This is a genomic window from Arthrobacter sp. ES3-54, from assembly GCF_029504395.1.
In the GTDB taxonomy this organism is placed as follows: domain Bacteria; phylum Actinomycetota; class Actinomycetes; order Actinomycetales; family Micrococcaceae; genus Arthrobacter.
On record NZ_JAQFIF010000006.1, the window covers coordinates 131,495 to 155,473 of the forward strand.

Here is a 23,979-nt window from a genome sequence, read left to right on the forward strand (position 1 = left end):
TGGGCAGGAATAAGGGATTTCCGGAGTGGGGGATATTTCAAGTGTAGGGCATGGATCAGGACAGTGGTAGTTGAGGGGCCAACGGCGGACGGTGAGCTTGCGCACACCGGCGCCCCAGGCCTAGACCCCGAGGCGGCGCTGCAGCTGCTCAAAGCCCTGGTGGTACTCGGGCTGCAGGCGGATCTGGCCGTCGGCGTCGGCGTCGCGCAGGGCCTCCATGTCCTCCAGTGTGGGGTCGGTGAACCACTTGGCGATCGTCACGCCGTGGGCGGGGACGAAGAGCTGGTGGATGTGGTTTCCGGCTTCGATGCTGCCGGTCCTGACCACCCTGAGGTAGGTGCCCACCCGGCCTGCCTCGGTGAACCGCTTGACCCAGTGCGGTTCGCCCATCCGGCGCTGGAAGGTGGCGCAGGGGATGCGGGGTGAGGTGACTTCGACCTCGACGTCCAATCCGATCTTCCAGCGTTCGCCGATCACGGCGTTGGAGGCGTTGAGGCCCGTGATCCGCAGGTTTTCGCCGAAGATGCCCGGCGGCAGGTCCCGCCCGAGCTCGCCGGCCCAGTAGTCGGCGTCGTCCTGCGAATACGCGTAGAGTGCCTGGTCCTCGCCGCCGTGGTGGATCCTGCTGGCCTGGACATCACCGCGCAGGCCGAGTTTGTGGACCCGCACCGGTCCGGCGACGGGGCGCTTGTCAATCGCGGTGACCCCGACGCTGCCGGGATCATCGAGCAACTGGTGAACCCTGCAGACAGCAAGCACAGATGCGGTTTCCATGGCACCAGTGTAGGCCTGCGGCACGGCCGGGCACCGGACTCAACGCGGCACGCTGGCCGGCCGTAGGATGCTGGCATGAGCAACCACGTCAACCAGTCCGACGTTTCCGATGTCCTAGCGATCGATTCGCTGCTGAGCGCTGAGGAGCTGGCTGTGCGGGAGCGCGTCCGCGATTTCACCAACCAGCGGATCCGCCCCGACATCGCCGGCTGGTACGAGGACGCCGTGTTCCCCCTCGACCTCGCCCCGGAACTTGGCGAACTCGGCGTGCTCGGCATGCATCTGGAGGGCTACGGTTGCCCGGGCCGCTCCGCCGTCGAATACGGCCTCGCGGCCATGGAACTCGAGGCCGGCGATTCCGGCGTCCGCACGTTCGTCTCCGTGCAGGGCTCCCTCGCCATGACAGCCATCCACAAGTGGGGCTCCGAGGACCAAAAGCAGGAGTGGCTCCCCCGGATGGCCGCCGGCGAACTGATCGGCGCGTTTGCCCTGACCGAGCCCACGGCCGGATCCGATCCAGCGTCCATGACCACCTTTGCCCGCCCTGACGGGACCGGCGATAGCGCCGGCTGGATCCTGGACGGCGCCAAACGCTGGATCGGGCTCGCCTCCGTGGCGGATGTGCTGGTGGTGTGGGCCATGACCGACGACGGCGTGCGCGGTTTCCTCGTCCCCGCCGGCACCGCGGGCGTCACCGCCACCCCGATCGGGCAGAAACTCTCGATGCGCGCCTCCATCCAGTGCGACATCACGTTCGACGCCGTCCGGCTGGGCCCCGAGGCGCTGCTGCCGGCGGCGCGGGGGCTGCGGGGCCCCTTCTCCTGCCTCAACGAGGCCCGGTACGGGATCGCGTGGGGTGCGATGGGCGCCGCCCGGGATTCCTACGAGGCCGCCCTGGCCTATGCCCAGGAGCGGCTGCAGTTCGGCAAACCGCTGGCCGGATACCAGCTAACGCAGGAGAAACTCGTGAACATGCTCCTGGAAATCCAAAAGGGCACCCTGCTGGCCCTGCACCTGGGCCGGCTCAAGGACGCCGGCACGCTGCGTCCGGAACAAATCTCGCTCGGCAAGCTGAACAACGTGCGGGAGGCACTCGCCATTGCCCGGGAGGCGCGCACCATCCTGGGCGGCAACGGCATCACGCTGGACCATTCCCCGCTGCGGCACGCCGCCAACCTGGAATCGGTCCGCACGTACGAGGGAACCGACGAAGTCCACACCCTGATCCTGGGCCAGCACATCACGGGTCTGCCCGCCTTCCGCTAGCCGCGCGAGTCGAGCGTCCGTGTAGAAGTCCCGGCGGCAAGACGGCGCGCAATGCCGGCGCCCATTCCGGCGAGCCGGCCGACCCCGGTGACAAGGGCCGTCTTATGCGGGACAAGGTTGCTCATACCAGACAGCTCAGCGGTGGCGGCCGTCAGGCCGCCTACGAAGCGGAGGAAGAGGCGGCGGCCCGGAAGTCCCGTTCGGCAGCCGGCCCGGACGCGAGGTCGAGCCCGGGTGGCAGGTCGAGCCCCGGTGCCAGCGCATCGAGCCGCAGGGCGACGAGCCAGCAGACCAGCAGGGCCACGGCGCAGAAGACACCGGAGCTGGAGGCCATGATCCACAAGCCGGGCGTCTGGACATCGAGGTTTTCCGCGCCGAGGGCTGTGCCAATGGTCTTGGGCGAGAACAGGAAGACGAGGATCGAGATGCCCAGCACGACGCCCATGGTCCAGCGCATTCCGGCGTAGCGGCGCGGGGTTTCCCGCAGGGTCCAGGCGAAAGCCGGAAATATTGCCGCGACCCAGACCCAGTGGTGGGACCACGAGACCGGGCTGATCAGGAGCATGGTGAGCGCCGTCGCGGACACGGCCACGACGCGGGCGCCCTGATCGCTGGCGGCTTTGATCACTCCGGCGCCAACGGCCACGACCACCAGGCTCAGCACCAGCCACGGCACAGTGGCGTGCGCCTCCGGGACACCGAAGTGCAGCAGGGCGCCCTTGAGCGACAGGTTGTCCACATAGCCCGCTCCCCCCATCCGGGAGGTGTCCGGCAGCATCTGGAGCCAGAACTGCAGGGATTCGGCGGGCCGCAGCAGCCAGCCGAGCACCACGGTGGCGGTGAAGCCGGCAGCCATGTTGCCCAGGCCGCGCCAGTCCTTGCGGACCAGGTAGTACAGCCCGAACACCAGGGGCGTCAGCTTGATGCCGGCAGCGACGCCCACCAGGAAGCCGCTGCCGGGGAAGCCGCGGGTCCAACGCGGGTTGCGGGCCAGCAGGTCCACGGCGATCAGGCCCATCAGCAGGGCATTGATTTGTCCGAACGCCAGGGTCTCGCGCCACGGACCGAGGTTCAGCACCGCCAGGACCAGGACGGCGGCGGCCCAGCCGTTGCCCGGAGTCCGGAAGGTAGCGCGCCACGAGGATTTCGCGTTCCAGTACCGGACCGCACGGGCCGCGGTCAGGATCGCCACGACGGCGCCGGCCGCGTTGAACAGGTTCAGCGCTGCCGCCTGGGGCAGCCGGGCCAAAAGACCGAAGATCAGGGCGGCGAACGGCGGGTAGGTGAACATCAGGTTCGGGCCGCCGGCCCAGTCCACATTTCCCCTGTACAGGTCCGAGGGCGCCGCGCCGGCGTCGTTGAGGATTTTGCCGCCGTACCAGTAGACGCTGAAGTCCAGGCCGTGCTTGGCCCAGAGGCCGAGCGAGATCCAGATGAAGTAGCCCACGGCGGCGATGGCCAGGACGACGGAGAGCCGGAGCAGCTGCGGGACGGGTGAGTGCCGCGCCGGGCTGTGGTCGGAATCGGGCACTGACATGAATTCCCCAATCGGGCTGCTGGTGTAGACGCTGGCCGTTTGGTCGGTTCCGTCCAGGGCGGCGCAAACGCGCCCTCGCTGTCGGGTCAGTCTACAGAACAGCTACGCCGGGACCGGGACCGACTCCGGCTTCCGGGCGTCTTTGCGGATGGTGGCGCTGATGACGGCGGCGATGGTGCACATGGCGGCGGCGGCAAACCAGGCGTAGGTGTACTGGCCGGTGGCGTCACGCACCGCCCCGGCTGCAAGGGCGGCGGCGGCCGCGCCGAGCTGGTGGGCCGCGAACACCCAGCCAAACACGACGCTCCCGTCGGCACCGAACACCTGGCGGCAGATCGCGGCGGTGGGAGGCACGGTGGCGACCCAGTCCAGGCCGTAGATGACCACGAACACGATCATGCTGGGCTGGACGGTGGCGCTGAGCAGCAGCGGCAGGACCAGCAGCCCGATCCCGCGGAACTGGTAGTACACGGCGAGCAGGATCCGGGGGTTGAAGCGGTCCGTGAGCCAGCCGGAGGCGATGGTGCCGATGATGTCGAAGAGGCCGACGACGGCGAGCAGGCCCGCCGCGGTGGTTTCGGGCATGCCGTGGTCATGTGCGGAGGGGATGAAGTGGGTGCCGATCAGCCCGTTGGTGGTCGCGCCGCAGATCGCGAAACCGGCCACGAGGGCCCAGAAGGTACGCACCTTGCTGGCCCGCTTGAGGACCTGCAGGGCACGGACCGCGGCGTTCCGGCGCGCCTCCGCTGTTTCCGGCCCTATCGATTCGGTCGATTCGGTCGATGCCAGCCCGGTGCTTGCGTCGGCGGCCGGCGGCGTCGCCCCGTAGGGCAGCACGCCGACGTCGGCCGGGGAGTTCTTCAGGAACTTCAGCACGAGCGGCACCACGGCCAGCGCGCCGGCACCGATAAGGAGCGAGGCCTGCCGCCAGCCCGGGTCCTGGGCCAGGAGCGCGATGAAGGGCAGGAACACGAGCTGCCCGGCGGCACTGCCGGCGGTGAGGATGCCGATCACCAGGCCGCGGCTCTTGGCGAACCAGGTGTTGGCGATGGTGGCGGCGAAGACCAGCGCCATGGACCCGGTACCGAGCCCGATCAGCAGCCCCCACGTCAGCAGGATCTGCCAGGACTGCGTCACGAGGACCGTCAGGGCGCTGCCGGCGCCGATCAGCACCAGAGCCACGGCCGTGACGGCGCGGATGCCGAAACGTTCCATCAGGGCCGCCGCGAACGGCGCCGTGAGCCCGAAGAGCACGAGGTTGATGCTGACCGCGGCAGAGAGCACGGTGGTGGACCAGCCGAACTCGTTCTGCAGCGGCACCATCAGCACGCCCGGCGCTGCCCGGAACCCGGCGGCGCCGACCAGCGCGAGGAATGCCACGGCGGCGACAGTCCACGCCGGGTGGAAGCGGCGGCGGACGGGAACGGGGGCCATGGTTTCAGGGGCGCTCATGCGGCGGTTCCGTTCTGGACAGGGGTCCCGGTGCCGGCCGAGGCCAGGGGCACGGGGTCCGCGGTGCGGGAGAGGCTGTGCCAGCTCGTGTTGACGGCCGTCAGCGGTTCCCCGCAGGCCGTACACGTGTCCGCCGAGGAGGTCCGCTCCCCGCAGCCGCTGTGGATGACGAACATGTGCGCCTGCCCGGACGGCGCCGGGAGGTGCTTTTCGGCCCAGATCACGACGGCGTTGAGCACCGGGAGGGCGTCCTCGCCCTTGGCGGTGAGGACGTATTCCTGGCGGGTGCGGCCGCCGTCGTCGTAGGGCCGCCGGGTGAGGAGGCCGGCCTCGACGAGCCCGGCGAGCCGCTTGGTGAGCACGGAATCGGCCACCCCCAGCCGCTGCTTCATGGCCTCGAAGCGGCCGTTGCCGAAGAACACCTCGCGCAGGACCAGCATGCTCCAGGGATCGCCGAGGATGTCGAGGCCGCGGGCCATGCTGCAGGTCCGCTGGGACCAATCGGATCGAAGTGCCATGCGGCCACCCTAGCTGACTCTCTTAGAGAAAGCTAGGGTGGCCGAGGCGCGGGTTAGCTGCCGCTTAGTTGTTGTCCGCCAGCGAGGAGATGGCGGCGTCGAGGTCCGCGATCAGGTCCTCGACGTCCTCGATGCCGCAGGAGAGCCGGATCAGGTTGACCGGGACCGCCAGTTCGGTGCCCTTGACCGAGGCGTGCGTCATTTCCGAGGGGTAGTTCATGAGCGATTCGATCCCGCCCAGGGACTCGGCCAGGGTGAACACGGAGGTCGATTCGGCCACCTTGCGTGCCGCGGCCTCGCCGCCCTTGAACTGCACGGAGATCATGCCGCCGAACTTCTTCATCTGCTTCCGGGCCAGCTCGTGGCCCGGGTGGGACGGCAGGCCCGGGTAGAGCACGGCCTCCACCTCGGGGCGTTCCAGCAGCCATTCGGCCACGGCCTGGGCGTTGTCGCTGTGCCGGTCCATGCGCACGCCGAGGGTTTTCAGGCCGCGGGTGGTGAGGAAGGCGTCCATCGGCCCGGACACGGCGCCGACGGCGAACTGGACGAAGCCAATCTTCTCCGCCAGCTCCGGGTCGTTGACCACGATCGCGCCGCCGACGACGTCCGAGTGGCCGCCGATGTACTTGGTGGTGGAGTGCACCACGATGTCGGCGCCGAGGGCGAGCGGGGTCTGCAGGTACGGCGAGGCGAACGTGTTGTCCACCACGAGGAGCGCGCCGGCGTCGTGCGCCACCTTGGCGAGCGCCTCGATGTCGGTGATCTTCATCATCGGGTTCGACGGCGTCTCCACCCACACCAGGCGGGTCTTGCCGCCGCCGTCGGCGGTGCCTCCGGCCGCGACGGCGGCGGCGACGGCGTCGAGGTCGGCCATGTCCACCGGGGTGTTGCCGATGCCCCACTCCCCCAGGACCCGGCTGATGAGCCGGTATGTTCCGCCGTAGGCGTCGTTGCCGAGCACAATGTGGTCACCGGGGCGGCTGAGGGCGCGGATCATCGAGTCCTCGGCGGCCAGGCCCGAGCTAAAGGAGAACGCGGCGCTCCCGCCTTCCAGCGCGGCCAGCTGCTCCTGCAGCGAGTCACGGGTGGGGTTGGTGCCCCGGCCGTATTCGTAGCCGTCCCGCAGCCCGCCGATGCCGTCCTGGGCATAGGTCGACGAGAAGTGCACAGGGGGCACCACCGCCCCGGTGCGGGGCTCAAACGCCTGGCCGGCGTGGATGGCGCGGGTGTTGAAGCCCGGGTTTTTCGAGGAAGAGCTTTTAGGCAAAGACATGGGACTCCTTGAACTGGTCAGTTGCTGAGGTACGCGAGGAGGTCGTGGCGGGTCAGGATCCCCACCGGGGCGCCGACAAACGTCACCATGAGGGTGTCAGCGTCGGAGAGGAGTTCGCGGGCGGTCGAGATCGATTCGAGCGAGCCGATCACAGGGAGGCGGGCCTCCATGTGTTCGGAGATTTTGTCCGAGAGTTTGGCCTCGCCGCGGAACAGCTTGGCCGTGAGGGTTCGCTCGTCCACGGCGCCAAGGACCTCGCCCATGACCACGGGCGGTTCCTGGGACAGGACGGGGATGTGCGAGACGCCGTATTCGTTCATGATGTTGATGACATCGCGGACGGATTCGTTCGGGTGGATGTGGACGAGGTCCGGGAGTTCACCGGTCTTGGCCTTGAGGACCTCGCCCACCGAGGCCTCGTCCCCGCTGGCCAGGAAGCCGTAGGAGCGCATCCACTGGTCATTGAAGATCTTCGCCAGGTAGCCGCGGCCGGAGTCCGGCAGGATGACCACGACGACGGCTTCCGCCGGGAGGTCCTTGGCGACCTCCATGGCGGCCACGACGGCCATGCCCGAGGACCCGCCCACCAGCAGGCCTTCCTCGCGCGCCAGCCGGCGCGTCATCGCGAAGGAATCGGCGTCGCTGACGGCAATGACGTCGTCCGGGACGGACTTGTCATAGTTGGCCGGCCACATGTCCTCCCCGACGCCCTCGACAAAGTACGGGCGGCCCGTGCCGCCGGAGTACACCGAGCCTGCGGGATCCGCGCCGATGATCTTCACGACCCCGCCCTCTGCCGCGGGCCGCCCGGCGGAAACTTCCTTGAGGTACCGGCCTGTGCCGGTGATCGTGCCGCCGGTGCCGGCGCCGATGACGCAGTGCGTGATGCGGCCGTCGGTGTCGTGCCAGATCTCAGGGCCGGTGGTTTCATAGTGGCTTGCCGGGGCGGCCGGGTTGGAGAACTGGTCCGGCTTGTAGGCTCCCGGGATCTCGGTGACGAGCCGGTCCGAGACGCCGTAGTAGCTTTGCGGGCTGTCCGGCGGGACGGCGGTGGGCGTAACCACCACTTCGGCGCCGTAGGCCTGGAGCACGGCCCGCTTGTCTTCGCCGACCTTGTCCGGCACGACGAAGATGCAGCGGTAGCCCTTCTGCTGGGCCACGAGCGCCAGGCCAACGCCGGTGTTGCCCGAGGTGGGCTCCACGATGGTGCCGCCGGGCAGGAGCTTGCCCGTTCGTTCGGCCTCCTCGATCATCTTCGCCGCGATGCGGTCCTTGATCGAACCGCCGGGGTTCAGGTATTCCAGCTTCACCAGGATGGTGGCAGCGATGCCATCGGTCACGTGGTTGAGTTTGACGAGCGGCGTATGGCCAATGAGGTCCAGGATGGACTGGGCGTACTTCATAGGTACAAAGTTACCGTCTCCGAACGGGCGGGCACGTCGGCGCGGCCACGGCGCTGCCACGGCTCTGGCAGATGCGAGGATATGGCGGTGAAGAGGATCGCCCGGCTGAAGAAGCTCAGGAGCTACGCGCTGCCCGCTGGCATGCTGCTGGCCGGCTGCGCGGCGCTGGCCACCGGGCTGCTGCCGGTCCCCGCTTTTCAGGAGCTGGCAGCGCGGACCGTGCCGGTGCTGGCGTTCGTGGTGGCGATGTCCCTGGTCACGGAGCTGGTGGATGAGGCCGGGCTCTTCCGCGTGGTCACCGAGCGGCTGGCCGCCCTGGGCCGCGGCCGGGTCCTGTTGCTGTGGTTCCTCGTGATCGCCCTCGCCACCGTTTCCACGGTGTTCTTGTCGCTGGATACGACGGCGGTGCTGGTGACTCCCGTCGTCGTGCTGCTGGCCATTCACGCCCGCATTCCGCCGCTGCCGTTCGCGCTGACCACAGTGTGGCTGGCGAACACGGCCTCGCTGCTGCTGCCGGTCTCCAACCTGACCAACCTGCTGGCGCAGGACCGGCTCAAGCTCAGCCCCGCCGCGTTCGCTTCGCTGGTGTGGGCCCCCGCCTTGGTGGGGATCCTCGTGCCGCTGGTGCTGCTGTGGCTGGCGTTCCGGAAGGATCTGCGCGGCACGTACGGGCCGCAGCCGGTCCATAAAGTGCGGGACCGGGTGCTGCTGTACGCGGCGTCCGGGGTCATGGTGGTCCTGCTTCCGGCGCTTGTCTCGGGGGTTCCGGTGCAGATCCCGGCGCTCGCGGCAGCCGCGGCCCTGCTCCTGCTTTTCCTCTGGCGGCGGCGCTCCGTCCTGCGCTGGTCCATGATTCCGTGGCGTCCGCTCATGCTCACGTCCGGACTGTTCATGGTGGTGGAGGCCCTGCACGCCAACGGGCTCACCCGGTTCCTGTCCGGGATCGCCGGCACGGGCGAGAGCCTGCCGGCGCTCCTGCAGCTCGCCGGCCTGGGCGCTGGGGCAGCCAACGCTGTCAACAACCTGCCCGCCTATTTGGTCCTGGAACCGGTGGGCGGCTCCCCGGCCCGGCTGGCGGCCCTGCTGATCGGCGTGAACCTGGGCCCGCTGGTGACCCCGTGGGCTTCCCTGGCCACGCTGCTGTGGCACGAGCGGCTCCGTTCCCTCAACGTGGAGATCCGCTGGGGAGGCTTCGCCGTGGCCGGCGTGATCGCCGTCGTCCTCACTGTCCCGCTGGCGGTCGTGGCACTGTGGCTCACCACGGGGATGCACTGAGGCAGGTGCTGAGGTGATTGTTCTGGGGTTGGATGTACCGAGTTTGATGTACTGAGTTGGATGTACTGAATTGGATGTACTGAGGGGGCCTGCGCGCCCGTCAGGGATGTCAGGCGCCGATGTCATCCGCCGCTGCGCCGGTGCCGCCCTCACGCGGGGCGCTTTGCCAGAGACCGACCACGTTGCCTTCGGTGTCACGGAAGTAGGCGGCCCAGCCCATGGTGCCGATTTCCTGCCGCGGCAAGACGGTGCTGCCGCCCAAGGAATTGATCTTCTCCAGCGCCGCGTCAATGTCATCGACGTCCACCGTGACAACCGGGGACGTGAGGTCCCCTTCGCGGCGGAACATGCCGCCGTTGATCGAGCCCGGAACGGAGGGCATGCCGGTTGCGTCCGTCGGCGTCGTCTTGATCATGGCGTAGCTCATCTCCGGCACGGCGCTTACTTCCCAGCCGAACGCGGAACTGTAGAACTCCCGTGCGCGGCCCTCGTCGTCTGCGGGGATTTCGAAATGTACCACTCCACCAGCCATCACACTCTCCTAAGAACAAGGATTCGGGCCAAGAGGCGGGCGTGGACGCTCCACGCCACAGCCGGATTTTAGTCCCGGCAGCGCCGGGGGTTAAGGGCCGTACGGCCCCTGCTCGGTTGCTTCGGATGCGGCCGCTGTCAGGAGGACATGGGAACATGTTCGAATGACCGTTGCAGACGTCCCCGCAGGCCTCGCCGCCGCGGCGGACGCCTCCTTGCGGTGGCGCCCGGGCGGCCCGTTCGACTTGATGCAAACCATCGGCACGCTCCTGCGCGGCCACGGCGACCCGTCCATCCGCACAGCCCCGGACGGAGTCTGGCTCGCGTTCACCACCCCGCACGGTCCGGCCACACTGCGCCTGGCAACCGCCGGGCCATGGGCGGACCCGGCCGTGGACGCGCAGGCCTGGGGCCCCGGAGCGGTGGACGCCGTCGATTCCGTGCCCCGCATGCTCGGGAGTGAGGACGATTGGTCCGGCTTCGACGAGCCCGCGTTCCACGCCACGCTCCCGCGCATGGTGGTTGAAGCCCGACGCCGGAACCTCGCGATTCGGCTGCCTGCAACCGGCCGGATGATGGATTCACTGGTGCCGACCATCCTGGAGCAGAAGGTCACTGTCATCGAGGCCCGCCGCGGGTACCGCTACCTGATGTACCGCTTCGGGACGGCCGCGCCGGGTGCCGGCACCGTGGCTCCCGCCAATCTGCTAGTCCAGCCGACGGCTGCGCAGTGGCTGCACATTCCGTCCTGGGAATGGCACAAGGCAGGGGTGGGGCCGCAGCGTTCGGCCACCATCATGCGGGCGCTGCGTTCCGCCGCCGCGCTTGAACGGCTCGCCACGCTTCCCGCCGCGGAGGCAGGGACCAAGCTGCAGACGCTCCCCGGAATCGGGGTGTGGACGGCGGCGGAGGTGGTGCAGCGCACGCATGGCTGTCCGGATTCGATCGCGGTGGGCGATTACCACCTGGCGGCCTACGTGGGCGCCGCCCTGACCGGCCGCCGCACGGACGACGCCGGCATGCTCAGGCTGCTGGCCCCCTGGGCAGGGCACAGGCAGCGGGTGGTCCGGATGCTCGGGCTGAGCGGCTTCCGGAAACCGACGTTCGGCCCGCGGATGACCATCCAGGACCACCGCGGCCACTGACAACGCCCGGTGGACCGACCCCACGCGCCGGGTATGCCGTTGCGGCATGGCGTCCGGCAGCCCAGGGCGCCCGTGCCTCGCCCCCTGGAGTGCGCAGTGATTCACACCCGGAAACTCACCAGAAATTTCGTCGTCAAGAAGGAAACAGTAGAAGCCGTCAAGGGCGTCGACATCGACGTCGCGCCAGGTGAGCTCGTAGCGTTCCTCGGCCCGAACGGCGCGGGCAAATCCACCACCCTGCGGATGCTGACCACCCTCCTGAAGCCCACGTCCGGGACCGCCACCGTAGCGGGGCTGGACGTCGCGGCAGATCCGGCAGGGGTGCGGGCCAGGATCGGCTACATCGGACAGGGCAACGGCGGCGGCCACAGCTACCGCGTCATCGACGAGATGATCATGCAGGGCCGCTTCTACGGAATGAATGCCGCGGACGCCAAGGCCCGGGCCGACGAGCTGCTCACATCGCTGGAGCTCACCGACCTCGCAAAACGCACCGTCATCAAGCTCTCCGGCGGCCAGCGGCGGCGTATGGACGTGGCCCTGGGCCTGATGCATTCTCCGCAGCTGTTGTTCCTGGACGAACCTTCCACCGGTATGGACCCGCAGAACCGCGCGAACCTCTGGGAGCATCACGCGCATGCGCGCCGAGCACGGAACCACGATCGTCCTCACCACGCATTACATGGACGAGGCGGATTCGATGTCGGAGCGGGTGATCGTCATAGACCACGGCACGATCATCGCCGATGACACTCCTGCGCGTCTCAAGGCGGACCTGGCCGGGGACCTGTTCGCGGTGGAGGTCGCGGCGGGGTCCGCGGCCGGAGTGCGGCCCCTCCTGCGGCGTGCGGCCGCGGGTGGCGAAGTGGAGGAAGGCGCGTACGACGACGTGGTCCGCTTCCGGCTCCGGATCACTCACGACTCCCGGCTGGCTCCGGGACTTCTCAACCAGATGCACGATGCCGGCGCCCCCGCCTTGTCCATGGAACTCAAGCCTCCAACGCTGGACGATGTGTTCCTTGAACTGACCGGGCGCAGCCTGCGGGAAGGAGCGGACGCCTGATGCTTGGGCAAGCCACCCGGGACCAGACCGCACTGAAGAAACCGGGACTTCGGCAGGTCCTGCGGGACACCTGGTATGTCTTCTGGCGCGAGATGCTGCTTCCGTTGCGGGATCCCTTCTCGCTGGTCTTTTCCTTGCTTCAGCCGCTGGTCTTCCTCGCCCTGTTCGGGCCTTTGCTCGGATCCGCCGTGGGGGCTCCGGCCTTCGGCGGCCAGTCCACATTGCAGTGGTTCCTGCCCGGCGTGGTAGTGATGATCGCGCTGTTCGGCACGTCCATGACCGGATCCAATCTGCAGTACGAGCTCATGACGGGCTCCTACGAGCGGATCCTGGCCACGCCGCTTTCCCGCTCCTCGCTGATGATCGGACGGGCGCTCAAGGAGTGGGCGCCGCTGGTGGTGCAGGGCATGTTGATCGCCATAGTGTGCGTGCCCTTCGGGTTCACCTTTTACCCGTTGCATGTGGTGTTCGGCCTCATCATCCTGGGCATCTTCGGCATCGGTTTGGGCGCCCTGTCCTATTCGCTGGCCCTGGTCTCGCAGAGCAAGGAGTGGATTTTCTGGGCTGTGCAGCAGACGCTCCTGTTTCCGCTCATGATCCTGTCCGGCATCATGCTGCCCATTGAAACCGGTCCGGACTGGATGCAGGTGGCGAGCCGGTTCAATCCGCTGACGTATCTGGTGAACGCGGAACGCGAACTGTTCGCCGGATCCATCGGCCTGGACACGCTGTACGGGCTCGTTGCCGCCGTCGTGACCGCGGTCATCGGCCTTGCTGTGGGCATCCGGACCATCAGCCGGAGCACCAGCTAGAGGCCCAGCCTCGCCGCGGCCTCCTGGCGCATGTCCACCTTGCGGATCTTGCCGGAGACGGTCATCGGGAAGCTGTCCCGGACATCCACGTAGCGCGGGATCTTGTAGTGCGCCAGCTTGCCGCGGCAGAACTCGGCCAGGCTGGCGGCGTCCATCGGCGCGGCGCCGGGCTTCAGGATGACGCAGGCCATCAGTTCCTCGCCGTATTTGGCGTCCGGGACGCCGATCACCTGCACGTCCTGGATGTCCGGGTGGGTGTAGAGGAATTCCTCAATTTCGCGGGGATAAACGTTCTCGCCGCCGCGGATCACCATGTCCTTGATCCGGCCCTCGATCACGATGTAGCCGCCGTCGTCCATCCGGGCGAGGTCCCCGGTATGCATCCAGCCGTCGGCGTCGATCGCCTCCGCGGTCTTGTCCGGCTGGTTCCAGTACCCCTGCATCACGGCGTAGCCGCGCGTGCAGAGTTCGCCGATCCCGCCGCGCTCCAGCACTTCTCCCGTCACCGGGTCCACGATCCGGCTCTCCAGGTTCGGCATGGTCCGGCCCACGGTCTCGGTCCGCTGGGCCATGGTGTCCACGCTCCGGGTCATGGTGGACACCGGCGAGGTCTCCGTCATGCCGTAGCAAATGGCGACATCTGTCATGTTCATTTCGGTGATGACCCGGTTCATCACCTCGATCGGGCACAGCGATCCGGCCATGACGCCCGTGCGCAGGGTCGAGAGATCGTAGGAGGCGAAGTCCGGCAGGGCGAGCTCGGCGATGAACATGGTCGGCACCCCGTACAGCGAGGTTCCACCGAAGTCCTGCACGGCCTCCAGCGCCGAGGCCGGCGTGAACGCCCGTCCGGGGATGATGGTGGCCGCGCCGTGGCTGAGGGCCGCCAGGTTCCCGATCACCATGCCGAAGCAGTGATAGAAGGGCACCGGGATCACCACCCGGTCGTGTTCCGTGTAGCCCAGCTGCTCGCCGATCGAGTAGCCGTTGTTGAGGATGTTGTGGTGCGTCAGGGTGGCTCCCTTCGGGAAACCCGTGGTGCCCGAGGTGTACTGCAGGTTGATGGGATCGTGCGGGTCCAGTTCCGCCATGCGCGCCTTCAGGGCGGAATGCCCGACGTCGTCGGCCCGCTTGAGCAGTTCGGCGTACGTGCGCTCCGCCTCGTTTTCGGGCTCGCCCGCGGTCAGCCCGTCCAGGCCGGCATCCGGGAGGAAGACCAGCTCGCGCAGGTCCGGGCAGGCCGCCAGCGCCTGCCGCGCCATTCCGGTGTAGTCGCTGTTCCGATCCGACGGCGCGGTGACCAGCATCCGCATGCCGTTCTGCTTGACCACGAACTCGAGCTCGTGGCTGCGGTAGGCGGGGTTCACGTTGACCAGGATCGCCCCGATCTTCGCGGTGGCGTACTGCAGGATGGTCCATTCGGCGCAGTTGGGGCTCCAGATGCCGATCCGCCCGCCCTTCGCGACGCCCAGGGCGAGGAGCGCACGCGCCAGGCGGTCGACGTCGTCGTTCAACTTGGAATAGCTCCACCGCCGGGCCTCTTCGCCGGGCACCGCGGCCGCCTCGATCAGGGCGTCCTGATACGGGAACCGCGCCGCAATCCGTTCGAAGTTCGCGCCAATGGTTTCCTCGAGCAGCGGAACGTCAGTGTCCCCGGCTGTGTAAGCAAGCATGATGTGACGCTACCAACTGACCGAAGGCAAAAGAAGAGCAAAGCTTGGAAGTCCTATGAAATCTTGGGTCATCTTCCGGCCCCGGCGTGGCGGCCCGGTAGGGTAATTGCCATGACTGCACCCGTTGACCTTCAGGCCATTTTCATCCCCAACGACGGCGAATTCTTCCGCGTGAAGCTCGCCCTGGACATCGCGATTGACGAGGTGGTCAATGAGCCCGGCTGTATCCGCTACGAGCTCACCGAGGCCAGCGAGGACAAGCTCGTGCTGACCGAACGGTGGGCCAGCCAGTCGGACCTGGACACGCACTCCAAGGGCACTGCCGTCCAGGACCTGAACGAATCCCTCAGCGCGCTGCTGGCCGAGCCGGTCAAGCTGGAAACGCTCTAGGCAGTCCGCCTGCAACCAGCGCCCGGTAAACGCGCAAAAACGCGGGCCCACGCCGCGTCCAATCCCCGAGGGGTTTAGAGGCGCGGCGTGAGCCCGCGTTGCTTAAAGCCGTGGAGTTAAGCCTCCGATTTAAGCCGTGGCGGTTCAAGCTTCCGGGATCTGGGTCCCGTCCTGGTTGGCCGCCGCGGCGGCGGCCTCGGCCTGCGAGCGGGCTACGTGGGCGTGGACTTCTTCCATGTCCAGGGCCTTGACGGCGTCGACCACCTGCTCCAGCTGCTGCGCATTCAGGGCGCCGGGCTGCGAGAACACCAGGACCTTTTCGCGGAAGGCCATCAGCGTGGGGATCGACGTGATGCCGGCCTCGGCAGCGAGCTGCTGCTCGGCTTCGGTGTCGACCTTGGAGAAGACGACGTCCGGGTGCTTCTCGGAGATCGCTGAGTACGTGGGGCCAAACTGCTTGCACGGGCCGCACCATTCGGCCCAGAAATCGACGAGGACGATGTCGTTATCCTCGACTGTCGATGCGAACTGTTCACCTGTGATGTCTACGGTAGCCATGAGTCAACGGTACGGGAGCAGCCGTGAATTGTCCCCGGCATTTCGCTGTTGGCACATCCGGGCAGACCGGAGCGGAGGTCACGCCCAGGCGTGCGGGGCCGGACGCCTGGCGCCGGGCAGGGCATTGGTTTCGCGCCATTCGTGGATCCACTCGGGCAGCTCCAAATCCGACGGCGGAGCGCCGAATTCGCGGACGATTTCCTCCTGGCTGACGGGCTTGCCCCTGCTGACCAGCCGGGTGGCGATGTAGGCGCGCGCGTAAACCTCGCCGTCCACCACCATCCGCTGCTCGAAGTAGATGGCCTTCGAGTCGAGGCCGATGATCCTGGATTCGATGGTGTACTGCTGCCAGAGCTGCAGCGAACGGCGGAAGGCGATGGTCTCCCCCGCCGCCACCGGGGTCCAGCCCCGCCGGCGCATCTTTTTCCAGGTTCCGCTGCGGGCCATGAGATCGAAGCGCCCGAGGTCCATGAGCGAGAAGTACATGCCGTTGTTGACGTGCAGGGCGATGTCGATATCCGTGGGCAGGACCCGCAGCGGCAGCGAGGAGTTGTCCCAGATGCTCAGGGGTGAGCGGCGCGAGGACGTGAACAGCAGAAGGAGGGTCCGGAACAGAAGGTGCATGAGCCAATGTTACCCGTCGGTAACAAGCGTGCCAAGGGGCAAGGCGGCGTACAGCTAGCCGCGCGCGGACAGAGCCGAGCCGACCGCCGCGGCGGCTCCAAAGTGTCTTCAGCGATTGACCGGCCCGAACTGCCAGGAACATAATCGGAATCGGTACTAGCTTCACCACACGACTGCGCCGACCATGAGGCCGACGGCAGAGCATTCAACGGAAAGCGGTCGGCACTATGAGTACTGCCCATCACCCTGTCGCTTCGACTGGCTGGACCGGTTGGGTCCGTTTCGCCGGAGTCATTCTGATCATCAACGGCGTTTTCAGCGGCCTTCAAGGTCTCGTCGCGCTCACCGGGCCCGACACCTACTATTTGTCGACCCCGGGCACGCTGTTCCTCTTCGATGCGAAGGGGTGGGGCTGGTGGAATGTGGCTCTCGGGGCGCTCCTGATCCTCACCGCCATCGCGCTCTTCTCCGGTGCAACGTGGGCTCGAGTGGTTGCTGTCGTCGTTGCGGGCGTCAGCGCAGTCGTTCAACTGATGCTCATTCCGGTGCAGCCGTGGTGGTCCTTCATCGTCATCGCCATGGACGTGCTGATCATCTACGCGGTCATCGCCCACGGCGAGGAACTTAAGGCTGAACAGGCGCCTCCGTCAACCAACCCGTAGGGCACCGACGGGATCAGTCCGAGGCAACCAGCTCCACTTCGTAGCCGTCCGAATTCACGAGGTAGGCGGCGAAGTGGCCGGGGCCTCCAGCGTGCGGGTATTTCTCCGGAAATAGCTCGGCCCAGCCGTGGCTGAGGCTCTCGCCCGCCACGGCGTCCACGTGCTCCCGCGTCCCCGCGCTGAAGGCGAGATGGTTCAGGCCCGGCGCGGTGCGCTGGTGCACGGTTCCGCTCAGGGCCGGGGACTGCTCGACGACTATATACGTGGGCCCCCGGCGCCAGCTGCACCCGTGGGTCCAGTCCTGGTAGGCCTCGTAGCCGAGCCGGCCCAGCAGCCAGCCCCACTGGTCCCTGGCCCGTTGCAGGTCCGGCACCCAGAGCTCAACATGGTGCAGGGCACCAAAGTCCGCAGACGTAATCGGAACGCGTGCATCCGGAACAGCCGCCATCAGTACAGGATCCGCTGGAACAGGATGTGGTCCTGCCAGGAACCGGCAATCCGAAGGTACCGGGGGGCCAAACCGATCTCCTCAAACCCGGCCCGCTTCAGGATCCGCTGCGACGCGGAGTTGTGCGGGAGGGTGGCGGCCTGCAGCCGGTGCAGGCCCAGCTCGTTCCGGGCGGTTTGGACGGCGAACTCCAGCGCTGCCGAGCCAATCCCCCGCCCGGTCATGTCCTTGTCCACCCAGTAGCCAAGGTGGGCGCTGAGGAACGGCCCCCGGACAATCCCGCTGAGGTTCATCACCCCGATGATCCGGGAACCTTCCACCAGAACCCATGGCACGTCCGATCCCGCGATGAACAACCCGAGCTTGGATTCAATGCTGGCGGCCTGCCCCTCGACGGTAAAGAATTCCTTGGTCCGCACCGGCTCCCAGGGCGCCAGGTGCTCCCGGTTCCGCAGGTAGGCATCCGCCAGGGGGCCAGCGTCGGGCCTGCGCAGCACGCGCACACGCACAGTCTTCGTCAGGGCGATGCTGTTCTCGGTCATCCGGAGACTCTAACGGTCATCCCGAACGGCTTCAATCAGCGTGCACGGCAGTTCGAGAATGGTCATCGTGCTTCATCGGCCAGGCTTGAGCTTCCGCCAGCCGCCGGCCCGGTTGTTTGCGATGATCTGCCGGAACATCGCGGTGAGGGCCTGGCCGGGGATGGCCTCCCCCTGGGTGAAAGCGACGGTGCGGGCGGTCTTGTTGTCGTGCCCGCCGGTGATGATGCCCTCCGGGTCCGGGGCGATCCCGCCGTCGTACAGGAAGACGTTGACGTGGTCCTTGGCCGCGAGCAGGGCGCAGATGTTGCCGTCGAGGACGAAGTAGGGCTGCGTGGTGCGCTTGATGGTCTCTTCGACCGCCGGGTCGGCGGCAAGGACAAGTTCACGCACCTGAGCGCAGATATCCTGCTGCCAGTCCGGCAATGCCGCTATGAACGCGTCGACCCGGGGATCCTGCTGCGGCGGGTTGTCAGGCGCTTTCGTCATCGTCGTCTTCGTTCGGGTCGGAGCCCTGGACGGTGACGCTCTTCACGCCGGGCAATTCCAGGAGGTAGGGGACGAGCTCCCGCAGCGGAAGATGCCCGTGGAAGCGGACGTCCATGAGGACGATCGGATTTTGTTCATCGCCCGATTTTTTGGTGCTCAGGATTGAAGAGCTGAAGCCCATGTTAGTAGCGATCTCCAACACTTGCCGCAGCACCCCCTGGTTGTCGGCATAGCCCAGGTGCAGGACCCGGTGGGCGTCCGGGGTCGGGATCTTCCTGATCATGGGAGAGACGACGTACAACGTGATGAGGTGGAAAGCGGTCAGTGCAACAGCCAGGGACAGCATTCCGGCCCCGCACGCCATGCCAACGGCGGCGGAAACCCAAATGCTGGCGGCCGTCGTCAGGCCGCGGACAACGTTCCGTCCCTTGAAAATCACGCCGGCGCCGAGGAAACCGATGCCGCTGACGATTTGGGCCGCAATACGGGACGGGTCCATGGTGGCCCCCGGCGCCATCGCGTAGACGAAGCCGTAGGCCGAGATAAGGGTGAAGGTGCAAGAGCCCAACCCGACCAGAACGTGGGTGCGGTAGCCCGCGATCTTTTGCCGGACCTGCCGTTCTGTGCCAATCAGCGAACAGAGGACAAATGTCGCCAGCAGCAGCCCGACTTCCACCAGCGTGGTTGGGGTATATAGCCCATATGCGTCCTGCATCCCGCCCTCCGGCCCGGCCCGAGAGTGGCGCCCGGTCAACTCTGAGGTGCGCCAAGGACTCTCGAAGTTGATACTACCGCTGCCCTTTGTTGGGGAGTAGGGCGGGGTTGGGGAGTAGGTCGGGGTTGGGCGCTTCCACGGCCCTGTCGCTTCACTGCCTGGCGACGTAGCCTAGCGAGCATGAAAGAAGACCCCTACGATCTTGAACGGTTCGTGATCGCCCAAGACGCCGGCGGAACCTACGGGCACGCCCTGGCGGAGCTGAGGTCGGGCATGAAGCGGAGCCACTGGATGTGGTTCGTTTTCCCCCAGCTCGCAGGCCTGGGGCACAGCGAAACGGCCCGCAAATATGCCATCTCCTCCCTGGACGAGGCCCGGGCCTACGTCTGGCACGACGTCCTTGGCCCCCGCCTCCGGGAGGTGGCCGCCGCGGTGGCTTCCCTGGAGGGGCGGTCCGCGGTGCAGATCTTCGGCGGCATCGACGCTCGGAAGCTGCACTCGTCCATGACGCTGTTCCGGCTGGCGGCCCCCGGCGAATCCGTGTTCCGCGATGTCCTGGACCGCTATTTCGATGGTCTGGAGGACCCCGGCACGGGACAGTTGCTGGGGCAACGGTCAGGCGATCCGGACCCGGCCGACGGTTAGCTGTCGGCCAGGGCCGTGATCATCCGTTCCATGCGGGCGACGCCGGCAAAGCGGCCGGCGTTGTCCGTCACCAGCAGGGGGTCAAACCGGCTGGCCTGACTCCGAGTCATGGAGCGTGCCAGGGCCTCGCTGATCGGAGTGTCCAGGTTGACGCACATTCCCGGGCTGACCACGCCCAGTGCCGCCGCCGCGGGGTCGAGCACCGCAACGGGCCGCAAATGCTCGCCCATCAGCACCACTGACTGCAGGGCGGGGCTGTCATCAAACGCGGCGGCCGCCGTCGCCGTCGTGGTGGCCGTCGTCGCGGGTTCCACGATGTCCCGGATGACGCCCTGGTGGGCCACCGGTGGTTTGGACGCGAGTCGGTGGGCAACCTCAAGGTCGATCGGTTCCCACGCCGGCCCCGGCCGGGCCAAGCAATACCCCTGCACCAGCGGTACGCCGAGGGCGACGAGGGCGTCCAGTTCCTCCACCCGCTCCACTCCTTCGGCCAGGATCCAGGCATCCACGCGGCTGGCAAAGGTTCCGAGCATGGAGATCAGGGCGCGCTTGGCTTCGTCACGGTCGACATCCTGGATGAGTTCACGATCGATCTTGATCAGCGAGGGCCGCAGCGCCAGGAGGTGACGGAGTCCCGCGTAGCCGGCCCCGGCGTCGTCGATCGCGATCAGCGCGCCCGCAGCGCGCAGCTGGTTGAGGTCAGGCTCAAGCTCCAGATAGGAGTCGATCGGGGTTTGTTCCGTAAGTTCAACCACCAGTCCGCCAAGGTTTCCCTGACTGCGCCAGATCTCACGGATCCCCTCCGTCAGCAGCAGCTCCGGTGAGACGTTGAGGGTCAGGAAGCAGTTCGCAGGCAGGGTGGGGCGTGCCGCGAGCGCCACCCGCAAGGCCGCTGCCTCGAGCTCGGCCGCCAAGCCATGCGTGCGCGCGGCGGCAAACCACACTTCAGGATTTTTTTCGGCGAAACCCGGAAACCGGGCCAGGGCCTCATAGCCCACCACTGTGCCGCGGGCAGTATCAACAATGGGTTGGTAGGCCGCGGCAAGGCCAACACCTCGGCAGGCGGCCGCCAGATCCTCGTTCCAATCCGGGCCCGGAGCGGTCCCGGCGTCGGGCGGGTGGCCGCCTGCCTCGTGAATCAACTAACGGAAATGATGGCTTTGTGGACCGACTGCACGACGTCGGCCGGCAGCTCCTCCAGCCCATGTGCGGACGCAGCATGGGCTGCCACATTCACCAGAATTTCGTCTTCCGTACTGCATACCCAGCGGGCTTCGCAGCCCGGAACCACATCACCACAGGCAAACGACTTCACGATCGCTCCTTCTTCTTCAACAGCGGACCGGACCACCCTACGTTGGCACTGCCTCGAAAACTGAGATTTTGCTTTCAGAACATTGGGTGTTGCCGGCAGCGTGTCGCCGGCTAGGTTCTCCGGCCGCTGTCGGCCCGATGTCGGCCTGCGCTACCGGTCTGGCGCGCCTGCTGCGGCGGCGACGGCGGCCGCCTCGATGCGGGCCCGATGAACATTCCACTCTTCGGGTGTGCGTACGGAGAGGTTCGGGTCCCCCGGGCGCTGGCCGGCCCTGCCGTCGATGAGCTCGCGCAGGATGTCCGCGTGGCCTAGGTGATGGGCCGTTTCCACGCACATGTGCACGAGAATCTGGTGCAGGGTCACGTGCTTGCGCTGGTCCGGCCACCAGGGCACCACGCCGGGTGCGTCCAGGGCGAGTTCATCGATGGTGGCATCGCTGTGCACGGCAGAGAGCCGGTGCAGCTCGGCGATCTGCTCGCGCGTCTCGCCGGGGGCAGCCCACATGTCGGCGTCCGGCTCCGCATCGTCGGCGAACCATGGCAGTTCCAGGTCGCTGGGCCGGCCAAAAACCTCGCCAAAGTAACCGAGTTCAACGCTGGCCACATGCTTGACCAGGCCCAGCAGGTTGGTGCCCGTGGCTGTGAGGGGCCGGCGCGCGTCGTACTCGCTGAGCCCGTCAAGCTTGGCCAGCAGGCTGGCCCGCCGGGTGCGCAGATAGGTGTGCAAGATCGCTTTTTCGTCCATGACCGGCACTATACCGAACCCGCGGAGCCTCGCCCTACGGAAAATCATGTTTCATCAAACGTATGGAATAATTGGCGCCAACGGGCCTCGGGGGGAGGCCCCGAATGACAGGACACCCAGCGTGAGTCACGGTTCCGGTGTAAAACGCGTCCGGACGGCCGCCGCAGTTGTTCTGGCCGCGGTTCTAGCCGGCCTGCTGACCGCCTGCGAATCCGGCACGGATGCCCGGGGCGGAACCCCGGCGGCCGCTGCAACGTCCCCGGGGCCCCCTGCAACGTCCCCGGCGCCCCCGGGCCTGCTGGGGACGACCGAACTGAACGGGTTTTATCAGCCGATGCGCTACACGGCCGTCGACGGCGACACCTGGGAAGGCATCGCCGCCCACTTCCGGATGACTCCCGAGATCCTCAGGAGTTTCAACGATTCGGCGTCCGTTGCGGCGGGAAAGGTCATCGATCTCAGAGGCGTGGACGTGCCGCAGCTCGGCGCCGGCGGTAGCGTGACCGGCCAGGACGGGCGGGGGCAGCTCTTGTACAGGACGAGCGCCGGTGATACTCCCTCCGGCATCGCGAGCCGCTACGGCATACCGCTCTATGCACTGCGGATAGCCAATTTGAATTATCTGACCGGCGGCGAATGGATTCCGCCCGCCGGGACAACGATAGCTATCCCCAATCCGCCCCTCGACTGAGCCTCGGACTATCTCTGCGCGGACTGTGTTGGGTGGGCCCGACGAACGTGACTGGGCCCGACGAACGTGGGTGGGGCCGCGGAACCGCGGGCAAAGAAAAAGCCTCCGGAACCGATTGGTTCCGGAGGCTTTTCCAAGGGTGGCAGATGAGGGATTCGAACCCCCGTAGGCGTTGCCAGCTGATTTACAGTCAGCCCCCTTTGGCCGCTCGGGTAATCTGCCGAACTTCAAAAGAAGATCACTCGCGGTTTCCAGTCCCAGAACGCCTGTTTCCAGTCCGTTCCGCTTCCAGCACCCGCGGGCAAGACAACTTTACAGAACTTCCGCCGAAGAATCGAATCGGCGCTTCAGCGGCCCAGAAATGGGCCAAAATGCCTGGAAATTCAGGCCTCTCCGAGAATGCGCCCGGCCAGCCTTGCCTCGAATCGTGCCGCCTGCTCCGGGGTGACCTGGTTCAGCTCGACAGCGCGGGCCAGGTCCGTGTGGACACCGTCCATGCGCGCTGAGGCATCGGGGGCCGGGCTCAGAATGATGGAGGCCGCCAGTGCGGCGGCGGCAACGGAGGTCGCCGTCGCGGCCAGCGTGGTGGCAGCGGCGGCGGTGGTGCGGTTAACGTAGCGGACGGCCTTGTGGTGCATGTTCTTGCCTTTCAGCAGCGGTTCCAACCCTTGCAACTCTTCCGGGCCTGGCTTCGTTCCCGCCGTGATTGAGCTATGAGCGGACTGTGAAACCTCGTCCCGTCCGGCCGCCCTCCAGAATGGGGGCATCCGTACTAGGCTGGAATGCAGACAACCGGCCTCACATCAGGCACCCGGCTAACCATCAGGAGGAAAGTCATGGCAGGCGAATCCACGTTCGACGTCGTCAGCAAGGTAGACAAGCAGGAGGTCGCCAACGCGCTGAACCAGGCACAAAAGGAAATTGCCCAGCGCTACGACTTCAAGGGCGTCGGCGCCGAGGTTGATTTCAGCGGCGAGAAGATCCTGATGAAGGCCAACTCAGAAGAGCGGGTGCTGGCGGTGCTCGACGTGCTGCAGTCCAAGCTCATCCGCCGCGGCATCTCGCTGAAGTCCCTCGACACCGGCGAGCCCTACGCCTCCGGCAAGGAATTCCGGCTCGAGGCCTCCATCAAGGAGGGCATCGCCCAGGACCTCGCCAAGAAGATCAATAAGCTGATCCGGGACGAGGCCCCCAAGTCCGTCAAGTCGCAGATCCAGGGCGACGAGCTCCGGGTGACGTCGAAGTCCCGCGATGACCTCCAGGAGACCATGAACCTGCTCAAGGGCTTCGACGAGGCCGACCTGCAGTTCGTCAACTTCCGCAGCTAGCTTCCCGTCCGCGGCGCAAGTTTCCTCACGACGCGCAAAAGGGCTGGCGACACCGGTATTCGGGTGTCGCCAGCCCTTTTGCGTGTCACGGATCTATTTGCGCGTCGCC

The 23,979-nt window shown here is 67.0% G+C and carries 28 protein-coding genes, 1 tRNA gene and 1 pseudogene; 10 read left to right on the top strand and 20 right to left on the bottom strand.

Annotation, left to right across the window (positions count from 1 at the left end):
* Window positions 1-120: 120 nt before the first annotated feature.
* Window positions 121-774, bottom strand: coding sequence for an MOSC domain-containing protein (locus tag M2428_RS12865; RefSeq protein WP_277526330.1), 654 nt, complete (start codon window positions 772-774; stop codon window positions 121-123).
* A gap of 75 nt (window positions 775-849) precedes the next feature.
* Between M2428_RS12865 and M2428_RS12870 the strand changes: the two genes are divergently transcribed.
* On the top strand, window positions 850-2,040 hold the full coding sequence (locus tag M2428_RS12870) for an acyl-CoA dehydrogenase family protein (protein WP_277526331.1): 1,191 nt from the start codon (window positions 850-852) through the stop codon (window positions 2,038-2,040).
* Here M2428_RS12870 and M2428_RS12875 read toward each other — a convergent pair.
* From M2428_RS12875 to M2428_RS12900, 6 genes are all read right to left on the bottom strand, one after another.
* On the bottom strand, window positions 2,037-2,165 hold the full coding sequence (locus tag M2428_RS12875; RefSeq protein ID WP_277526332.1) for a hypothetical protein: 129 nt from the start codon (window positions 2,163-2,165) through the stop codon (window positions 2,037-2,039). The two genes, M2428_RS12870 and M2428_RS12875, sit on opposite strands and share 4 nt — an antisense overlap.
* Before the next feature lie 35 nt (window positions 2,166-2,200).
* Window positions 2,201-3,577 (bottom strand): glycosyltransferase 87 family protein, encoded by a 1,377-nt coding sequence (locus tag M2428_RS12880; RefSeq protein ID WP_277526333.1) that lies wholly within the window; start codon window positions 3,575-3,577, stop codon window positions 2,201-2,203.
* Window positions 3,578-3,679: 102 nt separating this feature from the next.
* Window positions 3,680-5,029 (bottom strand): MFS transporter, encoded by a 1,350-nt coding sequence (locus M2428_RS12885; RefSeq protein ID WP_277526334.1) that lies wholly within the window; start codon window positions 5,027-5,029, stop codon window positions 3,680-3,682.
* Window positions 5,026-5,547 carry a helix-turn-helix domain-containing protein gene (locus tag M2428_RS12890; protein WP_277526335.1) on the bottom strand — a complete coding sequence of 174 codons (522 nt, stop codon included), beginning with the start codon at window positions 5,545-5,547 and terminating at the stop codon, window positions 5,026-5,028. The genes M2428_RS12885 and M2428_RS12890 overlap by 4 nt, the downstream gene beginning before the upstream one ends.
* 64 nt (window positions 5,548-5,611) lie before the next feature.
* The gene (locus tag M2428_RS12895) at window positions 5,612-6,820 is read right to left on the bottom strand and encodes a cystathionine gamma-synthase (protein ID WP_277526336.1); all 1,209 of its coding nucleotides are present in this window, start codon (window positions 6,818-6,820) and stop codon (window positions 5,612-5,614) included.
* A gap of 17 nt (window positions 6,821-6,837) precedes the next feature.
* Window positions 6,838-8,223 carry a cystathionine beta-synthase gene (locus tag M2428_RS12900; RefSeq protein WP_277526337.1) on the bottom strand — a complete coding sequence of 462 codons (1,386 nt, stop codon included), beginning with the start codon at window positions 8,221-8,223 and terminating at the stop codon, window positions 6,838-6,840.
* A gap of 81 nt (window positions 8,224-8,304) precedes the next feature.
* Here M2428_RS12900 and M2428_RS12905 point away from each other — a divergent pair, with 81 nt between their 5' ends.
* Complete coding sequence (locus M2428_RS12905) at window positions 8,305-9,498, top strand: SLC13 family permease (protein WP_277526338.1); 1,194 nt, start codon at window positions 8,305-8,307, stop codon at window positions 9,496-9,498.
* Between the two features lie 109 nt (window positions 9,499-9,607).
* Here M2428_RS12905 and M2428_RS12910 read toward each other — a convergent pair whose 3' ends face one another.
* A complete protein-coding gene (locus M2428_RS12910) occupies window positions 9,608-10,030 on the bottom strand; it encodes a VOC family protein (protein ID WP_277526339.1) in 423 nt (140 codons plus the stop codon).
* A 163-nt stretch (window positions 10,031-10,193) separates the two neighbouring features.
* Between M2428_RS12910 and M2428_RS12915 the strand changes: the two genes are divergently transcribed.
* The 3 genes and pseudogenes from M2428_RS12915 to M2428_RS12925 all read left to right on the top strand — a co-directional run bounded on the left by M2428_RS12915 (window position 10,194) and on the right by M2428_RS12925 (window position 13,049).
* Window positions 10,194-11,174 (top strand): 3-methyladenine DNA glycosylase, encoded by a 981-nt coding sequence (locus M2428_RS12915; RefSeq protein ID WP_277526340.1) that lies wholly within the window; start codon window positions 10,194-10,196, stop codon window positions 11,172-11,174.
* Between the two features lie 96 nt (window positions 11,175-11,270).
* A pseudogene (locus M2428_RS12920) lies at window positions 11,271-12,237 on the top strand (ATP-binding cassette domain-containing protein).
* Window positions 12,237-13,049, top strand: a complete 813-nt coding sequence (locus tag M2428_RS12925; protein ID WP_277526341.1) for an ABC transporter permease — start codon at window positions 12,237-12,239, stop codon at window positions 13,047-13,049. The pseudogene M2428_RS12920 and the gene M2428_RS12925 overlap by 1 nt, the downstream one beginning before the upstream one ends.
* Here the strand turns inward: M2428_RS12925 and M2428_RS12930 are convergent.
* Window positions 13,046-14,722, bottom strand: a complete 1,677-nt coding sequence (locus tag M2428_RS12930; RefSeq protein ID WP_277526342.1) for an AMP-binding protein — start codon at window positions 14,720-14,722, stop codon at window positions 13,046-13,048. The two genes, M2428_RS12925 and M2428_RS12930, sit on opposite strands and share 4 nt — an antisense overlap.
* Window positions 14,723-14,833: 111 nt before the next feature.
* Here M2428_RS12930 and M2428_RS12935 point away from each other — a divergent pair, with 111 nt between their 5' ends.
* The gene (locus M2428_RS12935) at window positions 14,834-15,112 is read left to right on the top strand and encodes an antibiotic biosynthesis monooxygenase (protein WP_277526343.1); all 279 of its coding nucleotides are present in this window, start codon (window positions 14,834-14,836) and stop codon (window positions 15,110-15,112) included.
* A gap of 144 nt (window positions 15,113-15,256) precedes the next feature.
* On the opposite strand, the gene trxA is transcribed toward M2428_RS12935, so the two are convergent.
* Window positions 15,257-15,670: a thioredoxin gene (gene trxA, locus M2428_RS12940; RefSeq protein WP_277526344.1), complete on the bottom strand. Its 414-nt coding sequence runs from the start codon at window positions 15,668-15,670 to the stop codon at window positions 15,257-15,259.
* A 78-nt stretch (window positions 15,671-15,748) separates the two neighbouring features.
* Window positions 15,749-16,294 (bottom strand): acyl-CoA thioesterase, encoded by a 546-nt coding sequence (locus M2428_RS12945; protein ID WP_277526345.1) that lies wholly within the window; start codon window positions 16,292-16,294, stop codon window positions 15,749-15,751.
* Between the two features lie 227 nt (window positions 16,295-16,521).
* Between M2428_RS12945 and M2428_RS12950 the strand changes: the two genes are divergently transcribed.
* Window positions 16,522-16,956 carry a hypothetical protein gene (locus M2428_RS12950; RefSeq protein ID WP_277526346.1) on the top strand — a complete coding sequence of 145 codons (435 nt, stop codon included), beginning with the start codon at window positions 16,522-16,524 and terminating at the stop codon, window positions 16,954-16,956.
* Window positions 16,957-16,969: 13 nt separating this feature from the next.
* Here M2428_RS12950 and M2428_RS12955 read toward each other — a convergent pair whose 3' ends face one another.
* From M2428_RS12955 to M2428_RS12970, 4 genes are all read right to left on the bottom strand, one after another.
* On the bottom strand, window positions 16,970-17,404 hold the full coding sequence (locus M2428_RS12955) for a VOC family protein (protein WP_277526347.1): 435 nt from the start codon (window positions 17,402-17,404) through the stop codon (window positions 16,970-16,972).
* Window positions 17,404-17,946, bottom strand: a complete 543-nt coding sequence (locus M2428_RS12960) for a GNAT family N-acetyltransferase (RefSeq protein ID WP_277526348.1) — start codon at window positions 17,944-17,946, stop codon at window positions 17,404-17,406. Before M2428_RS12960 ends, M2428_RS12955 begins: the two co-directional genes overlap by 1 nt.
* Before the next feature lie 72 nt (window positions 17,947-18,018).
* Window positions 18,019-18,432, bottom strand: a complete 414-nt coding sequence (locus M2428_RS12965) for a DUF1801 domain-containing protein (protein ID WP_277526349.1) — start codon at window positions 18,430-18,432, stop codon at window positions 18,019-18,021.
* On the bottom strand, window positions 18,416-19,147 hold the full coding sequence (locus M2428_RS12970; protein WP_277526350.1) for an MgtC/SapB family protein: 732 nt from the start codon (window positions 19,145-19,147) through the stop codon (window positions 18,416-18,418). The genes M2428_RS12965 and M2428_RS12970 overlap by 17 nt, the downstream gene beginning before the upstream one ends.
* A gap of 180 nt (window positions 19,148-19,327) precedes the next feature.
* On the opposite strand from M2428_RS12970, the gene M2428_RS12975 reads away from it, so the two are divergent.
* Window positions 19,328-19,792, top strand: a complete 465-nt coding sequence (locus M2428_RS12975; protein ID WP_277526351.1) for a DUF1810 domain-containing protein — start codon at window positions 19,328-19,330, stop codon at window positions 19,790-19,792.
* Here M2428_RS12975 and M2428_RS12980 read toward each other — a convergent pair.
* From M2428_RS12980 to M2428_RS12990, 3 genes are all read right to left on the bottom strand, one after another.
* Window positions 19,789-20,934, bottom strand: a complete 1,146-nt coding sequence (locus tag M2428_RS12980) for an EAL domain-containing protein (protein ID WP_277526352.1) — start codon at window positions 20,932-20,934, stop codon at window positions 19,789-19,791. The two genes, M2428_RS12975 and M2428_RS12980, sit on opposite strands and share 4 nt — an antisense overlap.
* Window positions 20,931-21,107 carry a DUF1059 domain-containing protein gene (locus M2428_RS12985; protein WP_277526353.1) on the bottom strand — a complete coding sequence of 59 codons (177 nt, stop codon included), beginning with the start codon at window positions 21,105-21,107 and terminating at the stop codon, window positions 20,931-20,933. The genes M2428_RS12980 and M2428_RS12985 overlap by 4 nt, the downstream gene beginning before the upstream one ends.
* 150 nt (window positions 21,108-21,257) lie before the next feature.
* Entirely contained in the window at window positions 21,258-21,851 is a 594-nt protein-coding gene (locus M2428_RS12990) for a DinB family protein (RefSeq protein ID WP_277526354.1), read from the bottom strand.
* 121 nt (window positions 21,852-21,972) lie between these two features.
* Between M2428_RS12990 and M2428_RS12995 the strand changes: the two genes are divergently transcribed.
* A complete protein-coding gene (locus tag M2428_RS12995) occupies window positions 21,973-22,542 on the top strand; it encodes a LysM peptidoglycan-binding domain-containing protein (RefSeq protein ID WP_277526355.1) in 570 nt (189 codons plus the stop codon).
* 140 nt (window positions 22,543-22,682) lie between these two features.
* Here the strand turns inward: M2428_RS12995 and M2428_RS13000 are convergent.
* Both M2428_RS13000 and M2428_RS13005 read right to left on the bottom strand, forming a co-directional pair.
* Window positions 22,683-22,764 (bottom strand) — tRNA-Tyr (locus M2428_RS13000).
* A gap of 161 nt (window positions 22,765-22,925) precedes the next feature.
* A complete protein-coding gene (locus M2428_RS13005; RefSeq protein ID WP_277526356.1) occupies window positions 22,926-23,180 on the bottom strand; it encodes a hypothetical protein in 255 nt (84 codons plus the stop codon).
* A 198-nt stretch (window positions 23,181-23,378) separates the two neighbouring features.
* On the opposite strand from M2428_RS13005, the gene M2428_RS13010 reads away from it, so the two are divergent.
* Window positions 23,379-23,870, top strand: coding sequence for a YajQ family cyclic di-GMP-binding protein (locus M2428_RS13010; protein WP_018773569.1), 492 nt, complete (start codon window positions 23,379-23,381; stop codon window positions 23,868-23,870).
* Window positions 23,871-23,979: the final 109 nt, after the last annotated feature.